We start from the raw sequence: 16,063 nt of genomic DNA on the forward strand, positions 1-16,063 counted from the left end.
TGCGCCGAGGCGCGGATCTCGGCCGCCGCCGCGTTCAGGTCCGACGTCGCCGCACGGTTCGTCCGGGCCAAGTCCGCAAGCCCAGAGACCATCCCGTTCAGCGCACGGGACAGCCGGCCGATCTCGTCGCCGCCGCGAACCTGCAGCGTCTGGGACAGGTCGCCGCCGCCGACCGTCTCGGCGAACGCCATCACGCTCTCCAGCGGACGCACCACCGCGCGGCTGATCAGGATCGTGACGAGGATCGCCAGGAGGACGCTGGCGAGCAGCGTCAGCAGGATCGAGAGCCGCGAGCGCTCGTGGATCGCGCCGATCCCGCGCTGGCCCACGGCGATGCTCTCGTCGAGGGCGACGCGGGTGCGCTCGACGGCGGCGATGGTGGCCTCGTAGGCGCGGCCGATCTCGGCGTTGCGGGCCTCGACGCCGGTGACGTCGCCGCCGACCGCGGCCACGAGCTGCGCCTCGCTCGCATCCCGGTACGGACGATAGATCGCGACGGCCTGCCTCAGGACGCCGTGCAGGCGGTCCCAGGCCGTCGTCCGATCCACCGAGAGGGCGCGGGCGCGGTAGGCGTCGGCCTCGCGGATCAGGTCGTCGAAGAGCGCGTCGGTCGATGCGGCCGTGCGTCGCCAGGTGGTGAGGACGTCCTCGTCGCGCATGGGCTGCCCTTGCGCCTTCATCAGCGTGGCGATCACCGCGTTGCGGCGCAGGATGCCGAGGTCGCGCGTCTGGTTGCCGAGGATGTCGAGCTGGCGCAGCACCGCGAGGTCGCGGGCGACGATGGTGTCGGTGGCGTCGCGGACCGAGCCGATCTGGCCGATCGCGTAGAGGCCGAGGGCGATCAGCACCACCGTCACGGCCGTGAAGCCGAGGAGGATCCGTTTTCCGATCGAGATCGACAAGGCGGCTGATGCTCCGGGTCGGGCGGCGTCGTGGATCGCGCGCGTCTCGCGCCTCAAGGCAGGGTGCGCCGCAGCAGCTGCGGCAGGTCGATGACGACGAAGTCGCCGAGGCCGGACGGGCCGGGATCGGCCGCGGCATAGCGCGAAACCGCTTCGCCGCCGAATCCGCCCTCCGCCGCGGCGGCCTCGGCGAGGTGGGCGAGCCCCAGCACGCGGTCGACGGCGAGCGCGGTCGGCGTTGCGGCCGTGCGAAGGACGACGAGGTGGCCGCCTTCGACGCGGTCCGCGTCCGGGCGGCCGAGCGCGCGGGCGAGGCCGACGACGCTGACGATCCGTCCGGACAGGGCGACGAGGCCGAGGATCGCGGGCGGCGCGCCCGGCACGGGCGTGCATGATCGCATGGGCACCACCCGCGCGACGTCGGCGAGGGGCAGGCCGAAGCGCTCCGGGCCGCAGGCGCAGATGAGATGGGCCTCGACCGGCGCGGCTTCGCGCGCCGTCGCCCCGCGCCGGGCGAGGGCGGCCGTACGGTCCGCGCGCAGCGCCGCCTCGCGCGCGCGCCGGCCGTCGCCCCGTTCCATCTGGCGATCCGCCGCGTTCACGCCGCCCCCGTTCCGATGCCGTCGCGGATCGCCGCCGCGCTCAGGGCGATCTCCCCGGCACGCGCCCCGTCGCCCTCGGGCAACGCCGCATCCGGCGGCAGCGCTTGGCTCAAGGCGACCGCATTGTCCAGCGCCCGGCGGGCGTCGGCGGTCCGTCCGAGGGCTCCGAGCAGCAGGCCGAGATGGTAATGGGCCATCACGTAGCCGCGATCGAGGTAGAGCGCGCCGCGGAAGGCCCGCTCGGCTTCGGCCTCGCGGCCGAACCCGAGCGCGAGCAGGCCCTCGTAGAGCCGAAGGGACGCATCGGTCGGCCGCGCGGCGAGCGCGTTCCGCAGGAGGCGCCACGCCGCGCCGGTGTCGCCGGAATCGGCCAGCATGCGGATCGTGCGCGCCACGTCCTCCGCCGTCTCGTCGACGACGGTTGGAGCGCTCGCCGCCGGCACCGGACGGATCGCTTCGGCGACGGCGTCTCCGGCAGGCACCGCGAGCAGCGCCTCGAGAGCCGGACCGGGTTCGATGGGAGTGGCGGCGGGCGGACGCTCGAGCCCGGCCGGCTCGGCAGGATCGGGAGGCGCGGGCAGTGACGCCGATTCGAGCGGGCGGCGATAGGCGACCGTGCCGGGGAGGTTCACCGCATCGAGCCAGCCCGCGAAGGCCGGATGGGGCTCCGCATGGCCGATCAGCAGCCAGCCGCCGGGCCGCAGGCGCCGGCCCAGCGCCCGCACGATCGCGGCGACGGTCTCGGCGCTGAAGTAGATCAGCACGTTGCGGCAGAGAATGAGATCGAACCCGTCGAAACCCTCGGCCGCCGTCCCGTCGACGAGGCTCATCAGGTTCTGGCGCTCGAAGCGCACCATGCGGCGAAACTCCGGCCGCAGGGCGTAGCCGCCCTCGCGGGCCGCCCCGGGGCTCGCCGGGATGCGATGGAAGTGGCGCAAGCGCTCCTCGACCGGCAGCGTCCGCAGCGCCCAGCGGCCGTACTCGGCCGCCCGGGCGGTGGCGAGGGCGGCGACGCTGATGTCGGTGCCGACGATCGCGACGCGCCAGTCCGCCAGGGCCGGGCCGAGCAGCTGGTGCAGCAGGATCGCCACCGAGTAGGGCTCGGCCCCCGTCGAGCAGCCGGCGCTCCAGACCCGGAGGCTGCGCTCGGCCGCGCGCCCGGCGATCAGGCCGGGTAGGATGGTCTCGCGCAACGCGGTGAACTGCTCGGCGTAGCGGAAGAAGAAGGTCTCGCCGATGGTGATCTCGGCCTCGAGCGCGGCCCATTCGCCGGCGCCCGCGTTCAGGCGCGCGTCGTAGGCCGCGGCATCGGCGACGTTGCAGGCCTTGAACCGCCGCCGCAGGCGGTCGAACAGCAGGTCGTCCTTGTCGGCGTAGTAGTGATGGCCGGTGCGCGCGATGATCCGCGCCTTGAGGGCCGCGTAGCCCGGATCGTCGTGGGGGCTCGGACCGGGCGGCCGACGCATGGGGTCCCGCGCCTTCCGCTCAGGCGGCCGGCAGCGCGGCGAGGCGCGCCTTCGCCGCCCGCGTCAGGTGGCCGACCCGGGCGCGCTCCTCGGCGCTGAGCAGGCGCGCCGGGTCGAGGGCGTGGATCAGCCGGTCGCCCCGGGCGATCTCGGCGGAGACGCAGCCGTTGAGGCTCGCGCCCGCGGCGACGGGCCGGATCGCGGCGGCCTCGACGGCGACGAGGTCGGTCACCCGGTCGACGAGCCAGGCCGCGGCGGCGTCCGGCGTCAGGATCAGGTGGGCGTAGGGGCCCGGGTCGTGCGCGCCCTCGCGCAGGCCGAGAAGGCGCGCGAGGTCGACCACCGGAACCGGCTCTCCGCCGAGGTTGAGGAACCCCGCGAGCCAGCCGCCGCAGGCCGGCGGCCGGAACAGGACCGGCAGCGGCAGCACCTCGCCGGCCGCGGATCGCGGCAGCGCGCATGGGGTGCCCGCGACGTCGAGGAGCAGGTAGCTGAGCGAGGCCGTCTCGGGCTGGGCCACCGGCGTTCCGTGCTCTCGCGCTCGTTGGAAGGGGGGACGAGGATCGGTGATAGGCCGGGCGCCGATGCGGGGCAATCGCGCCGCGCGCCGTCGGGCCGGGCTGCGGCAAATGCTTCGCAGAGGCCGGATCCTTCGCGGCGGCCCGGCTCTCCGCCGGAATGCCGTTGACCATCGCCGAGGCCTTCGTTAAGACACCGGTCACTTTTCACGCGGAGCGCCATGCGGGCGGCCCGCGTTGGGCGAGAGATCGATCCCGATGACGACGATCCTTTTCGTAGCGGAAGCGCCACCGACGGGGCGGCCCTGATCTCAGGGCCGCGATCCGGGCGGTGGCGCATGCAGGGTCCCTCGCGGGGCCCTTTTTTGTTGCCCGCGCCGATCGACGACATCGAGACGACGAAGACCAGCAAGGCGAGCAGGAGGAAGACGATGGGCGGCGAGGTCATGACCGGGGCCGAGATGGTCATCCGGGCGTTCCAGGATCAGGGTGTCGACACGCTGTTCGGGTATCCCGGCGGCGCGGTGCTGCCGATCTACGATGCGCTCTTTCACCAGGACGCGGTCAAGCACGTGCTGGTCCGCCACGAGCAGGGCGCCGTGCACGCCGCCGAGGGCTATGCCCGCTCGTCGGGCAAGGTCGGCTGCGTGCTCGTCACCTCGGGTCCCGGCGCCACCAACATCGTCACCGGGCTGACCGACGCGCTGCTCGACTCGATCCCGCTCGTCTGCATCACGGGCCAGGTCCCGACGCACCTGATCGGCACCGACGCGTTCCAGGAATGCGACACGGTCGGCATCACGCGCCACTGCACCAAGCACAACTACCTGGTCAAATCGATCGACGACCTGCCGCGCATCCTGCACGAGGCCTTCTACGTCGCCTCTCACGGCCGCCCCGGCCCCGTCGTCGTCGACCTGCCCAAGGACATCCAGTTCGCGAGCGGGCTCTACGAGCGTCCCTCGGTCGACGGGCACAAGACCTACAAGCCGGCGGTGAAGGGCGATGCGGACAAGATCCGCGCCGCCGTCGAGCTGATGGCGCAGGCGCGCCGCCCGGTCTTCTACACCGGCGGCGGCGTGATCAATTCCGGCCCCGAGGCCTCGCGCCTGCTGCGCGAGCTCGTCGCCGAGACGGGCTATCCGGTCACCTCGACCCTGATGGGCCTGGGCGCCTTCCCGGCCTCCGACGACAGGTTCCTCGGGATGCTGGGGATGCACGGCACCTACGAGGCCAACCTCGCGATGCACGAGTGCGACGTGATGATCTGCGTCGGCGCGCGGTTCGACGACCGCATCACCGGCCGGCTCGACGCGTTCTCGCCGTTCTCGAAGAAGATCCACATCGACGTCGACGCCTCCTCGATCAACAAGGTGGTCAAGGTCGACGTCGGCATCGTCGGCGATTGCGGATCCGTGCTCGCCGACATGCTGGAGGCATGGCGCGCCCTCCCGGCTCAGCCCGAGAAGTCCAACTTCGACGGGTGGTTCGCCAAGATCCGCACCTGGCGGGCGCGCGAGTGCCTCGCCTACTGGCCCTCGGGCACGATCATCAAGCCGCAGCACGCGGTGCAGCGCCTCTACGAGGCGTGCAAGGACCGCGAGACCTACATCACCACCGAGGTCGGCCAGCACCAGATGTGGGCGGCGCAGTACTTCAAGTTCGAGGAGCCGAACCGCTGGATGACGTCGGGCGGCCTCGGCACCATGGGCTACGGCCTGCCCGCGGCCATCGGCACGCAGCTGGCCCATCCCAAGGGCCTGGTCATCGACATCGCGGGCGAAGCCTCGATCCTGATGAACATGCAGGAGCTCTCGACCGCGGTGCAGTACCGCCTGCCGGTCAAGATCTTCATCCTGAACAACGAGTACATGGGCATGGTGCGCCAGTGGCAGGAGCTGCTGCACGGCTCGCGCTACTCGCAGAGCTACTCGGAGAGCCTGCCGGACTTCGTCAAGCTGGCGGAGGCCTACGGCGCCAAGGGCATCCGCTGCGACAAGCCGGGCGACCTCGACGCGTCGATCGCCGCGATGCTCGACTACGACGGGCCGGTCGTGTTCGACTGCATCGTCGACAAGAAGGAGAACTGCTTCCCGATGATCCCGTCGGGCAAGGCGCACAACGAGATGCTGCTCTCCGACTACCTCGGCGAGACCGGCATGGAGATCGGCGACGTGATCTCCGAGGAAGGCAAGATGCTGGTGTAGCCTCTTAGTTGCAGCCCGACCCTGGGGTCGGGCTGCGGTCCGCCGCCTCGGCGGCGACGCGCAGCCGTGCTTGCCTCGCGCCAGGGGTGCGAGACCGCGGATCGAACGAACTGGACGACGAGGACGCGCCCCGCGATGAACGCCATGAACACCCACTACCCCGATGCCGGCCGGATCGAGGCCGTCAACCGGCACACCCTCGCCGTGATCGTCGACAACGAGCCGGGCGTGCTCGCGCGCATCTCCGGGATGTTCTCGGGACGCGGCTACAACATCGAGAGCCTGACGGTGTCGGAGACGGAGGAGGCGCGCCATCTCTCGCGCATCACCATCGTCACCGCCGGCACCAACGCGGTGATCGACCAGATCAAGGCGCAGCTCGACCGCCTCGTGCCGGTGCACCGGGTCGTCGACCTGACCCTCCAGGGCAGCGCGCTTGAGCGCGAGCTCTGCCTGGTGAAGGTGGCGGGGCAGGGCGAGCATCGCGGCGAGGCGCTCCGGCTCGCCGCCGCCTTCGGCGCCAAGACGCTCGACGCGACGCTGACCTCCTTCGTGTTCGAGCTGACCGGCGCGACCGAGGAGATCGACCGCTTCATCCGCCTGATGACCGTGCTCGGCCTCGTCGAGATCTCCCGCACCGGCATCGCCGCGATGGGCCGCGGCGCCGACCCGATGTGACGGATTTCCGACGACGGTGCTAAGGTGCCGTCGCGATGCCGGAGGGCTGGGGATGCGGGCACGGCTCGAACGAAAAGGGGACGACCTCGTCCTCGCGGTGTCGGAAGACGACGTGCGCGAACTCGGGTTGGTGGTCGGCCAGGACGTCGAGATCCATCCTGTCCGGGTCGCATCCGCTTCCGAGCCCGCGCGGCGCTTCGTGAACGGTTTCCCGATCTACACGATGGCCGAGATGGCCGCGGAGATGCGGCGGCTCGGACCCGACTTCGAGCCTCCGACCGTCGATTGGGGGCCGGATGTCGGCTCCGAGATCATCGATGACGACGATCCCCGCTGAACGCATCCTCCGCCCCGGCGACTTGATCCTCGTCGACCTCGATCCTGTCCTTGGGACCGAGCAGCGCGGGCGACGTCCGGCCCTGATCGTTTCGACCCTCGAGATGAACACGCTGACCCGACGGATCATCATCTGCCCGATCACACGGAACCTCGATCCCTGGCCGACGAAAGTTCTCCTGCCCGACGGCGTCGGCGCGGCGGGGGCGATCCTCGTCGATCAGGCTCGCTCGATCGATCGAAAGGCCCGAACGCTCCGGTCTCTCGGAGCCGTTCCCGCCCCCATCCTGCAGGAAGTCCGCTCGAAGCTGGCCGCTCTCATCGGCGTGCGCATCGGCGATGCGGCAGAGACAAGCGCGCGCCCATGACCACCCTCTACTACGCCCCCGGCGCCTGCTCGCTCGCCGCGCACATCGCGCTGGAGGAGGCGGGCGCGCCCTACGACACCGTGCGCCTCGACCTCGCCGCCGGCGACCAGCGCGCGCCGGAATACCTCGCGATCAACGAGCGCGGCCGGGTGCCGGCCCTGGTCGCGGGCGACTGGGTCCTCACCGAGAATTCGGCCATCCTGCGCCACGTCGCCCGCGCGCACCCGGAGGCGAGGCTCTGGCCCGAGGACCTGAAGGCGCAGGCGGTGGCCGACGAGTGGCTGTGCTGGCTCTCGATCAACCATCACCCGGCCTACGCCCATATTCGCCGGCCGGAGCGCTACAGCAACGACGAGGCGGCGCTGCCCGGCATCCGCGCCAAGGCGGCCGACACGTTCGGCGACCTGTGCACGATGACCGAGGTCCGGCTCTCGAACGGCGGCTGGGCTGTGCAGGATCGCTACAGCGTGGTCGACGCCTACCTGATGGTCTTCTGGGTCTGGGCCCGCGGCCCAACGCTGCGGTTCGACATGCCGGCCCGCTTCCCGTCCTGGACCGCCCACGCCCGCACGATGGCCGAGCGGCCGGCCGTGCAGGCCGTCTTCGCCCGCGAGGGCCTGCCGCTTCCCGCCTGACGCGCGCCTGCGACTGGACGCCTTGCGGCCGGCGACGAATCACCCTATCAGGCGAACCGTACGGTACGGTACGGCTCGGCACCCGATGGCAGCAGGCTCGGCGATCCACGACGCGACCCCCTCGGTCCGCCAGCAGGCCGTGTTCGATGCGGTCCTGGACTTGATGGTGGAGGCGGGCGACCAGCTCACCATGGATGCGGTCGCGCGCCGGGCGAGCTGCTCGAAGGAGACGCTGTACAAGTGGTTCCGGGACCGCGACGGCCTGCTGACAGCGACGGTGCAATGGCAGGCCTCGCGCGTGCGTGCCGGGCAGTACGAGGCCCGCGCGCTCGACGTCGCCGCCCTGAGCGAGAGCCTTCGCGATTTCGCGACAACCTGGCTCGGCGTGATCTCGAGCCGGGCCTCGATCGCCCTGAACCGCATTGCCATCGGCGACGCGGCGTCTCGGAAGAGCAACCTCGGCAGCATCGTGCTCGCCAACGGGCGCTTCGCGATCGGCGACCGCCTGAAGCCGGTGCTGGAGGCCGGCCGCGCGGCGGGGCTTCTCGCCTTCGACGACAGCGAGACCGCCTTCCGGACCTTCTTCGGCCTCGTCGGCCGCGACGTGCAGATCAGACTTCTGCTCGGCGATGCGATCGTCTTCGACGCCGCCGAGATCAGACGCGACGCCGCCCGGGCGGTGGAGCAGTTCCTGGCCCTCTACGGCCAGCCCAAGCGCTAACCACAACCCCTTCACGAGAGAGGACACACATCATGCGGGTCTACTACGATCGCGACGCCGACCTGAACCTGATCAAGGGCAAGAAGGTCGTCATCGTCGGCTACGGCAGCCAGGGCCATGCCCACGCGCTCAACCTGCGCGATTCCGGCGTGAAGGACATCGCCATCGCGCTGCGCGAGGGCTCGGCCACCGCCAAGAAGGCGGAAGGCCAGGGCTTCAAGGTGATGTCGGTCGCCGAGGCCGCCAAGTGGGCCGACGTCGTGATGATGCTCACCCCCGACGAGCTGCAGGGCGACATCTACAAGGAGTCGCTGGAGCCGAACATGAAGCAGGGCGCCGCCCTCCTGTTCGCCCACGGCCTCAACGTGCACTTCAACCTGATCGAGCCGCGTCCCGACCTCGACGTGCTGATGGTCGCCCCGAAGGGCCCCGGCCACACGGTCCGCGGCGAGTACCTCAAGGGCGGCGGCGTGCCGACCTTGATCGCCATCGCCCAGGACGCCTCGGGCAACGCCCACGACCTCGGCCTGTCCTACGCTTCGGCCAACGGCGGAGGACGTGCCGGCATCATCGAGACCACCTTCAAGGAAGAGTGCGAGACCGATCTCTTCGGCGAGCAGGCCGTGCTGTGCGGCGGCCTCGTCGAGCTGATCAAGGCCGGCTTCGAGACCCTGGTCGAGGCGGGCTACGCCCCCGAGATGGCCTATTTCGAGTGCCTGCACGAGGTGAAGCTCATCGTCGACCTCATCTACGAGGGCGGCATCGCCAACATGAACTACTCGATCTCGAACACCGCCGAGTACGGCGAGTACGTCACCGGCCCGCGCATCGTCACGTCCGAGACCAAGGCCGAGATGAAGCGCGTCCTGGACGACATCCAGTCGGGCATCTTCACCCGCAACTGGATGCTGGAGAACAAGGTCGGCCAGACCTCGTTCAAGGCCACTCGCGCCAAGCTCGCCCGTCACCCGATCGAGGAGGTCGGCGCCAAGCTCCGCGGGATGATGCCGTGGATCTCCGAGAAGGCGCTGGTCGACAAGACCAAGAACTGATTCTCTTCGGACCTTCGGTCGCGCCGTTCCCGACGACCGTCGACGAGGAAGGCCGGCCCCGTGGAAGCGGGGTCGGCCTTTTTCATGCGCCGGCCAAACGCGGCAATTGCCCGCGCGGACGTTTGAGGGGACAGTGCCGCCGCGAAATTCCGGGACAACTCGGCGACGCAAGGATCGCGGAGGCTCGGCCGGCTCAGGAGGAAACCATGGCCTCGCTCTATTCGGACGCGCACCGCGCGCTCCAGCAGGAATTCAAGACCACCAAGCTCGCCGACCGCCTCGACACCCAATGGGTGCACGAGACGATCCAGGACGACGAGGCGGCCTTCATCGGCTCGCGCGACATGTTCTTCCTGTCGACCGTCGATCCCGACGGCATGCCGACCGTCTCGTACAAGGGCGGCAGCCCCGGCTTCGTGAAGGTGCCGGACGACCACACGCTGGTGTTCCCCGGCTTCGACGGCAACGGGATGTTCTACTCGATGGGCAACATCGAGGGGCAGGCCAAGGTCGGGCTGCTCTTCATCGACTTCGAGACGCCGCACCGCATCCGCGTTCAGGGCACCGCCACGCTGCTGCGCGACGACCCGCTGATGGCGCGCTACACCGAGGCCAAGTACCTCGTGCGCGTCGACGTGGTGAAGATCTGGGTCAACTGCCCGCGCTACATCCACAAGTACGAGAAGGTCGCGCAGAACAAGTACGTCCCGACCCCCGGCAGGGAGACGCCGCTGGCCGCGTGGAAGCGCCTCGATCTCGCCGGCGACGTGATCTCCGACGCGGACAAGGCCCGCGTCGCCAAGGAAGGCCGCCTGGAGGTTCCGGAATACCAGGCGCTGGTCGCCCGCGGCGAGGCTTAGGCCTCAGGCGCCGAGCCGGCGCGCGAGGTCGGCGAGGTCGGCGGCCGCGAAGGTCACCGGCACGCTCGGCGCCGTCTCGCCGCCGGCCGGCCCGTGCTCGCGCGGACGGGCGACGTGGGCGGTCGCCAGCCCGTGCTGCGCGGCCGCCGCGAGATCGCTCGAATGTGCCGCGACCATCAGGGTCTCGGAGGCCGCGAAGCCGAAAGCCGCGACGGCGTCGCGATAAAGGGCCGGCTTCGGCTTGTAGTCGCGGGAATAGCCTGCGCCGAGGATCGCATCGAACCACAGCCTGTTGCGCCGCGCCAGGTCGACCATCAGCCGGACAGGCCCGTTCGAGACCGGCGCGAGCAGGTGGCCCATCCGCAGGCGCGCCAGCGCCTCCGGCACCTCCAGCCAGGCGTCGAGCCGGTGCCAGGCCTGGACGAGCTCGGCCCGGACGGCCTCGGGAACCCCGGCGATCCCGAAGGCGGCGAGCACCTCCGGCAGCGACTCGCCCTGCAGCGCGTCGAGGTCGACGTAGGCGCGGGCGCCCGACCGCACCGTCTCCATCGACGGCCCGTAGCGCGCCCGCCACGCATCGGCGAAGGCGCCGCCGTCGAGCGCCGCCGCATAGGGCGCGAGCAGCCGCTCCGCCTCCCGCGCCACGCCCGAGCGCCAATCCACGAGCGTGCCGAAGACGTCGAAGACCAGCGCCCGGATCGCCATCACACGCTCCGCAGCCGGGTGCGGCGGACGAAGCCGACGATGTCCTTGACCGCGTCGAGGGTCGGCGCGGCGATCGCCTCGGCGCGCTCGGCGCCGTCGGCCAGCACCGCGTCGATGTGGGCGGTGTCGGCGGTCAGGCGCTTCATCTCGGTGGCGATCGGCGCCAGCGTCTCGACGGCGAGCTCGACCAGCGCGCCCTTGAAGGCGGAGAATTGCGCGCCGCCGTGATCGGCCAGCACCGCGTCGCGCGTCGTGCCCTTGAGCCCGGCGAAGATGCCGACGAGGTTGTCGGCCTCCGGCCGGCCGGCGAGGCCCGCGACCTCCGAGGGGAGGGCGTCCGGGTCGGTCTTGGCCCGGCGCACCTTGCTGGCGATCGCGTCGGCATCGTCGGTGAGGTTGATGCGCGAATTGTCCGAGGCATCGGACTTCGACATCTTCTTGGTGCCGTCGCGCAGGCTCATCACGCGGGCGGCAGGTCCCCCGATCAGCGGCTCGGTGATCGGGAAGAACCCGGCGCCCGCATCGTGCCCGTGCGCGGCGATCGAGCCGGCGAAGTCGGTGTTGAACTTCTGCGCGATGTCGCGGGTCAATTCGAGGTGCTGCTTCTGGTCCTCGCCCACCGGCACGTGCGTCGCGCGGTAGGCCAGGATGTCGGCCGCCATCAGCACGGGATAGTCGTACAGGCCGATCGAGGCCGCCTCGCGGTCCTTGCCGGCCTTGTCCTTGAACTGGGTCATCCGGTTGAGCCAGCCGAGCCGCGCGACGCAGTTGAACACCCAGGCGAGCTCGGCGTGCTGCGGCACCTGGCTCTGGTTGAACACGATCGAGCGCTTCGGATCGATGCCGGCGGCCAGGAAGGCGGCCGTGACCTCGCGGATCTGGCCTTTGAGCGCCTCCGGGTCCTGCCACAGGGTGATCGCGTGCAGGTCGACGACGCAGTACAGGCACTGCGCCTCGCGCGCCTGCATCTCGACGAAGCGCTTGATCGCGCCGAGGTAGTTGCCGAGATGCAGGTTGCCCGTCGGCTGCACGCCCGAGAACACCAGTTCCTTGAACGCGGCCATCGGCGCGGTCCCTCGAATGCCGGGCCGAGGCGATCTCGCGTCCCTGGAAGGCCGGGTTTCTGGCACCCGGGGGACGAACCGGTCAAGGCGAGGGCTGCTAGGGCTCGCGATAGGCGCCTTGCGCGCTCGGGCAGAGGTCGAGCAGCACGCAGCGGCCGCAGGCGGGCTTGCGGTGGTGGCAGACCTGCTGGCCGTGCAGCATCAGGATCTCGTGGTTGTCGTAGAGGTCCTGCGCCGACCAGTCGGCCGGAAGCTGCGCCCGCAGGATCGGGTGCGAGGGGCCGACATCCACCTTCGCTCCGATCACCCCGAGGCGCTGGGCGACGCGGTGGTGGTGGCTGTCCACCGGCAGCGCCGCCATGCGCAGCACCGAGAACGACAGCACCGCCGCGCTGGTCTTCGGCCCGACCCCGGGGATCGCCTCGAGCCAGGTGCGCGCCGCCTCGACCGGCATGTCGGCCAGGAAGGCGAGGGACAGGCTGCCGTGGCGCGCCTCGACCGCCCGGAGCACGGCCTGGATGCGCGGCGCCTTCAGCTCCGGCCAGGTCACGCCGCGGATGGTGTCCTCGATCGCCTCCACCGGCGCGGCGAGCATGTCCGCCCAGTCGGGATAGCGGGCGCGCAGCGCCTTGAACGCGCGGCCCGAATCGGCGTTGCGGGTGCGGTGCGAGAGCAGCGACGACACCAGCTCCGAGAGCGGGTCGAGGCTGTGGAAATACGGGATCGGGCAGCCGTAGACCGGGCACAGCCTGCGGTGAATCTCGAGCGCCTTCGCCGCGAGGTCGGCGGGCGCGTCCTCCGGGACCGCGGCGGTGGGGCGCGGCGGACGTTCGGCGGCGAAGAGGTCGTGGCGGTTCGCGCTGGGCATGAGGGCGGAATCCGCGAGGATTCCCGCCGGTTCCGCCCGCGCGACGTCGCAGGTCCACCGCGTCGGCGCGTCGACGTTACCGCGTCAGCGCGTAGATGTTCACGTCGAGCTTGTCGTCGGCCTTGTCGTTGAGGTCGGTGACGTACTCCTCGATGAAGCGGTCCTGGACGACGATGTCCTTGGCGTCGAGGTAGGTCGTCAGGGTCTCGTAGGTGCCGTCGATGTCGTCGTAGGAGCCCTTGTGCGGGAAGCGCAGGGCCTTGCCGGAGGGCGTCGTGCCGAAGTGCAGGCCGTCGGCGGCGCTCGGCGCAGGCTCGGGGGCGGAGGCCACCGGGATCATCGCCTCGTAGACGAAGCCGTCGTCGTCGGTGCGGGTGAAGACTGCGAGCGGGCGCCCGGTCGCGGCGATGCCGGCCTTGGCGAGGTCCGCCTCGATCTTGGCAAAGGCCTCCTTCAGGCTCGGCACAGCCTCCTCCCACTTCGCCTTGCCGGACAGGATCGCGGCGGGCTTGGCCGGCAGCGTCACCGCGTCGACGTCGTCGGCGTTGGCCGGGGTCTCCACCAGGGTCTTCCGCCCGGAGGCCTGAGGCGGTGCCGGGGGCGGCGCCGGCGCGGGAGCGGGCGCCGACGGCAGGGTCGGCGACGTGATCGCCTTCTCGGGCGCGGGCGCGGACGACTTGTTCGGATCGGCGGGCGGGTTCGGCGCGGTCGTGGTCGGGAGCGGGTCCGTCACCGCGGGCGAGGGCGCCGTCGAGGCCGGCGGCGGGGGCTGCTCGGCCAGGACCGGCAAGGCCAGGACGGGAAGGACGGCGGCGCCGAGAAGGCCGGCGGCGAGCGTGAGGCGAGGGCGGGTCAAGGCAGCGCTCCGGCAAAGGCATCGAGGCGACGACCGAAGGCCGCCGCGGACCGAATCGGCACGGTCCCGTCACGCCCAAACGTAGTGACGAACACCGGTCTTCGCGAGGCCGTCGATGCAGGTTCCGAAGCGCGGCGTGCGGGCGCGGCGGATCTGCCACGCTCCGGCGCGCGCGGAGCCGCCCCTCGCGTCGGACGCCGGCCTTGCCATATACGGGGCCTCGACGACGGGCCGTTCGGAGGCCCGACCCCGCATCCCGCGACGACGCAGCTCGAACCACCATGGCCGCATGAGCGCACTCGCCCACAGACGCTTCCTGAAGATGCACGGCGCCGGCAACGCGATCGTGGTGCTGGACCTGCGCGGCAGCGGCGTCCGCGTCGCCGCCGCCGAGGCGCGCGCCATCGCGGCCGACCCGTCCTCGAGCTTCGACCAGCTGATGGTGCTGCACGATCCGCGAAGCCGCGGCACCGATGCGTTCATGCGGATCTACAACACCGACGGCTCGGAATCGGGCGCCTGCGGCAACGGCACCCGCTGCGTCGCCTACGCGATGCTCGACGACCCGGCCATGGCGCGCCCCGTCGAGACCGGGCGGCTGGTCCTGGAGACTGATGCCGGCCGCGTGGAGGTGAAGCGCGTCGCCGAGCGCTCCTTCACCGTCGACATGGGCCGCCCCCGGCTCGCCTGGAACGAGATCCCGTTGCGCGACCCCTTTCCCGACACGCGGCGGATCGAGCTGCAGATCGGGCCGATCGACGACCCGATCCTGCATTCGCCGGGCGCGGTGAACATGGGCAACCCGCACGCGGTGTTCTTCACCGACCGCGACCCGGACACGTTCGACCTCGGGCAGATCGGCCCGATGCTGGAGAACCACCCGATCTTCCCCGAGCGCGCCAACATCTCGATCGCGCAGGTCCGGGGGCGGGAAGCGATCAAGCTCCGGGTCTGGGAGCGCGGCGCCGGGCTGACGCTCGCCTGCGGGACGGCCGCCTGCGCCGCCGTGGTCGCCGCCTCGCGCCTGCGGATGATCGGCCGGCAGGCCACCGTGAGCCTGCCCGGCGGCGAGCTGTTCGTGGAGTGGCGCGCCGACGACCACGTGCTGATGACCGGCCCGGTCTGCCTCGTCGCCGAAGGCCGCTTCGCCCCCGAATTGTTCACGCAGGACGCCGCCTGATGGCGGTCGAGACGCTGACCTTCGGCTGCCGGCTGAACACCGTCGAAGCCGAGGTGATGCGCGGCCATGCCGAGGCGGCATCGCGCGACCGCGACCTCGTCGTGGTCAACACCTGCGCCGTCACGACGGAAGCCGGGCGGCAGGCGCGCAAGGCGATCCGCCGCCTGCACCGCGAGCGGCCGGGCGCCGAGATCGTCGTCACCGGCTGCGGCGCGCAGATCGAGACCGCGGCCTACGCCGCGATGCCCGAGGTCGCCCGCCTCGTCGGCAACGGCGACAAGCTCTCCCCCGCCGCATGGGGGCCGGACCCCGACCGTCCGCGCGATGCCGTGGGCGACGTGTTCGCCGCCCGCCACGCCGCGCCGACGCGGATCGCGGGCGTGGCCGGGCACACCCGCGCCTTCGTCCCCGTGCAGAACGGCTGCGACCACCGCTGCACCTTCTGCGTCATCCCGTTCGGGCGCGGGCACTCGCGCTCGGTGGCGCCCGCGGCGGTGATCGATCAGGTGGCGCGCATCGTCGCCCATGGCGGCCGCGAGGTCGTGCTCACCGGCGTCGACCTCACCGCCTACGGCCGCGACCTCGCCGGCGCGTCCGAAAGCCTCGGCACGCTGGTGCTGGCGATCCTCGCCGCGGTGCCGGACCTCGCGCGCCTGCGCCTGTCCTCGATCGACTCGATCGAGGCCGACGACGCCCTGATGCGCGCGCTCGCCGACGAGCCCCGGCTGATGCCGCACCTGCACCTGTCGCTGCAGGCCGGCGACGACCTCGTGCTGAAGCGGATGAAGCGGCGCCATGCGCGGTCCGACGCGATTCGCTTCTGCCGGGAGGTGCGGCGGTTGCGGCCGGACGCGGTGTTCGGCGCCGACCTGATCGCCGGCTTCCCGACCGAGACCGAGGACCAGTTCGCCCGCTCCCTCGACCTCGTCGCGGAATGCGGCCTGACGCATCTCCACGTCTTCCCGTATTCGCCCCGGCCGGGCACCCCGGCCGCGCGGATGCCGCCCGTGGCCCCCGAGATCGTTCGGGGGCCACGGGCGGCATC

General features: G+C 71.4%; 18 protein-coding genes. 10 read left to right on the forward strand and 8 right to left on the reverse strand.

From position 1 onward, the window contains the following. From FV227_RS23675 to FV227_RS23690, 4 genes are all read right to left on the reverse strand, one after another. Positions 1-902, reverse strand: a 902-nt coding sequence (locus FV227_RS23675) for a HAMP domain-containing protein (RefSeq protein WP_147860050.1), incomplete at its 3' end; no start/stop codon positions are given. 53 nt (positions 903-955) lie between these two features. Beyond that, a complete protein-coding gene (locus FV227_RS23680) occupies positions 956-1,483 on the reverse strand; it encodes a chemotaxis protein CheW (RefSeq protein ID WP_147860057.1) in 528 nt (175 codons plus the stop codon). Between the two features lie 17 nt (positions 1,484-1,500). Beyond that, positions 1,501-2,970, reverse strand: a complete 1,470-nt coding sequence (locus FV227_RS23685; protein WP_147860051.1) for a protein-glutamate O-methyltransferase CheR — start codon at positions 2,968-2,970, stop codon at positions 1,501-1,503. A 19-nt stretch (positions 2,971-2,989) separates the two neighbouring features. Further along, entirely contained in the window at positions 2,990-3,490 is a 501-nt protein-coding gene (locus FV227_RS23690; RefSeq protein ID WP_147860052.1) for a chemotaxis protein CheW, read from the reverse strand. A gap of 429 nt (positions 3,491-3,919) precedes the next feature. On the opposite strand from FV227_RS23690, the gene FV227_RS23695 reads away from it, so the two are divergent. From FV227_RS23695 to FV227_RS23730, 8 genes are all read left to right on the forward strand, one after another. Continuing rightward, positions 3,920-5,695, forward strand: coding sequence for an acetolactate synthase 3 large subunit (locus FV227_RS23695; RefSeq protein WP_147727994.1), 1,776 nt, complete (start codon positions 3,920-3,922; stop codon positions 5,693-5,695). A gap of 135 nt (positions 5,696-5,830) precedes the next feature. Then, the gene (gene ilvN, locus FV227_RS23700; protein ID WP_147727992.1) at positions 5,831-6,373 is read left to right on the forward strand and encodes an acetolactate synthase small subunit; all 543 of its coding nucleotides are present in this window, start codon (positions 5,831-5,833) and stop codon (positions 6,371-6,373) included. A 52-nt stretch (positions 6,374-6,425) separates the two neighbouring features. Further along, complete coding sequence (locus FV227_RS23705; protein WP_147727991.1) at positions 6,426-6,710, forward strand: MazF family transcriptional regulator; 285 nt, start codon at positions 6,426-6,428, stop codon at positions 6,708-6,710. Between the two features lie 22 nt (positions 6,711-6,732). Then, the gene (locus FV227_RS23710; RefSeq protein ID WP_246687916.1) at positions 6,733-7,077 is read left to right on the forward strand and encodes a type II toxin-antitoxin system PemK/MazF family toxin; all 345 of its coding nucleotides are present in this window, start codon (positions 6,733-6,735) and stop codon (positions 7,075-7,077) included. Continuing rightward, on the forward strand, positions 7,074-7,712 hold the full coding sequence (locus FV227_RS23715; protein ID WP_147727989.1) for a glutathione S-transferase: 639 nt from the start codon (positions 7,074-7,076) through the stop codon (positions 7,710-7,712). Before FV227_RS23710 ends, FV227_RS23715 begins: the two co-directional genes overlap by 4 nt. Before the next feature lie 85 nt (positions 7,713-7,797). Then, the gene (locus FV227_RS23720; RefSeq protein WP_147727988.1) at positions 7,798-8,433 is read left to right on the forward strand and encodes a TetR/AcrR family transcriptional regulator C-terminal domain-containing protein; all 636 of its coding nucleotides are present in this window, start codon (positions 7,798-7,800) and stop codon (positions 8,431-8,433) included. A gap of 32 nt (positions 8,434-8,465) precedes the next feature. Further along, positions 8,466-9,485 carry a ketol-acid reductoisomerase gene (ilvC, locus tag FV227_RS23725; RefSeq protein WP_147727987.1) on the forward strand — a complete coding sequence of 340 codons (1,020 nt, stop codon included), beginning with the start codon at positions 8,466-8,468 and terminating at the stop codon, positions 9,483-9,485. Between the two features lie 206 nt (positions 9,486-9,691). After that, positions 9,692-10,345, forward strand: a complete 654-nt coding sequence (locus tag FV227_RS23730; RefSeq protein ID WP_147727986.1) for a pyridoxamine 5'-phosphate oxidase family protein — start codon at positions 9,692-9,694, stop codon at positions 10,343-10,345. A 3-nt stretch (positions 10,346-10,348) separates the two neighbouring features. Here the strand turns inward: FV227_RS23730 and FV227_RS23735 are convergent, their stop codons facing one another. The 4 genes from FV227_RS23735 to FV227_RS23750 form a co-directional block, all read right to left on the reverse strand. Beyond that, positions 10,349-11,050, reverse strand: coding sequence for a haloacid dehalogenase type II (locus tag FV227_RS23735; protein ID WP_147860053.1), 702 nt, complete (start codon positions 11,048-11,050; stop codon positions 10,349-10,351). Next, complete coding sequence (gene trpS, locus FV227_RS23740) at positions 11,050-12,114, reverse strand: tryptophan--tRNA ligase (RefSeq protein WP_147860054.1); 1,065 nt, start codon at positions 12,112-12,114, stop codon at positions 11,050-11,052. Before trpS ends, FV227_RS23735 begins: the two co-directional genes overlap by 1 nt. Positions 12,115-12,211: 97 nt before the next feature. Continuing rightward, complete coding sequence (locus FV227_RS23745) at positions 12,212-12,982, reverse strand: Fe-S cluster assembly protein HesB (RefSeq protein WP_147729353.1); 771 nt, start codon at positions 12,980-12,982, stop codon at positions 12,212-12,214. A gap of 76 nt (positions 12,983-13,058) precedes the next feature. Further along, on the reverse strand, positions 13,059-13,838 hold the full coding sequence (locus FV227_RS23750; RefSeq protein WP_147729352.1) for a GyrI-like domain-containing protein: 780 nt from the start codon (positions 13,836-13,838) through the stop codon (positions 13,059-13,061). 289 nt (positions 13,839-14,127) lie between these two features. Here FV227_RS23750 and dapF point away from each other — a divergent pair, with 289 nt between their 5' ends. Both dapF and mtaB read left to right on the forward strand, forming a co-directional pair. Continuing rightward, positions 14,128-15,018 (forward strand): diaminopimelate epimerase, encoded by an 891-nt coding sequence (gene dapF / locus FV227_RS23755; RefSeq protein WP_147860055.1) that lies wholly within the window; start codon positions 14,128-14,130, stop codon positions 15,016-15,018. Next, positions 15,018-16,063: tRNA (N(6)-L-threonylcarbamoyladenosine(37)-C(2))-methylthiotransferase MtaB (gene mtaB, locus FV227_RS23760; protein WP_147860056.1), on the forward strand; the 1,046-nt coding region annotated here is incomplete at its 3' end. The genes dapF and mtaB, both read left to right, overlap by 1 nt.

This window comes from Methylobacterium sp. WL119 (genome assembly GCF_008039875.1).
GTDB lineage: Bacteria > Pseudomonadota > Alphaproteobacteria > Rhizobiales > Beijerinckiaceae > Methylobacterium.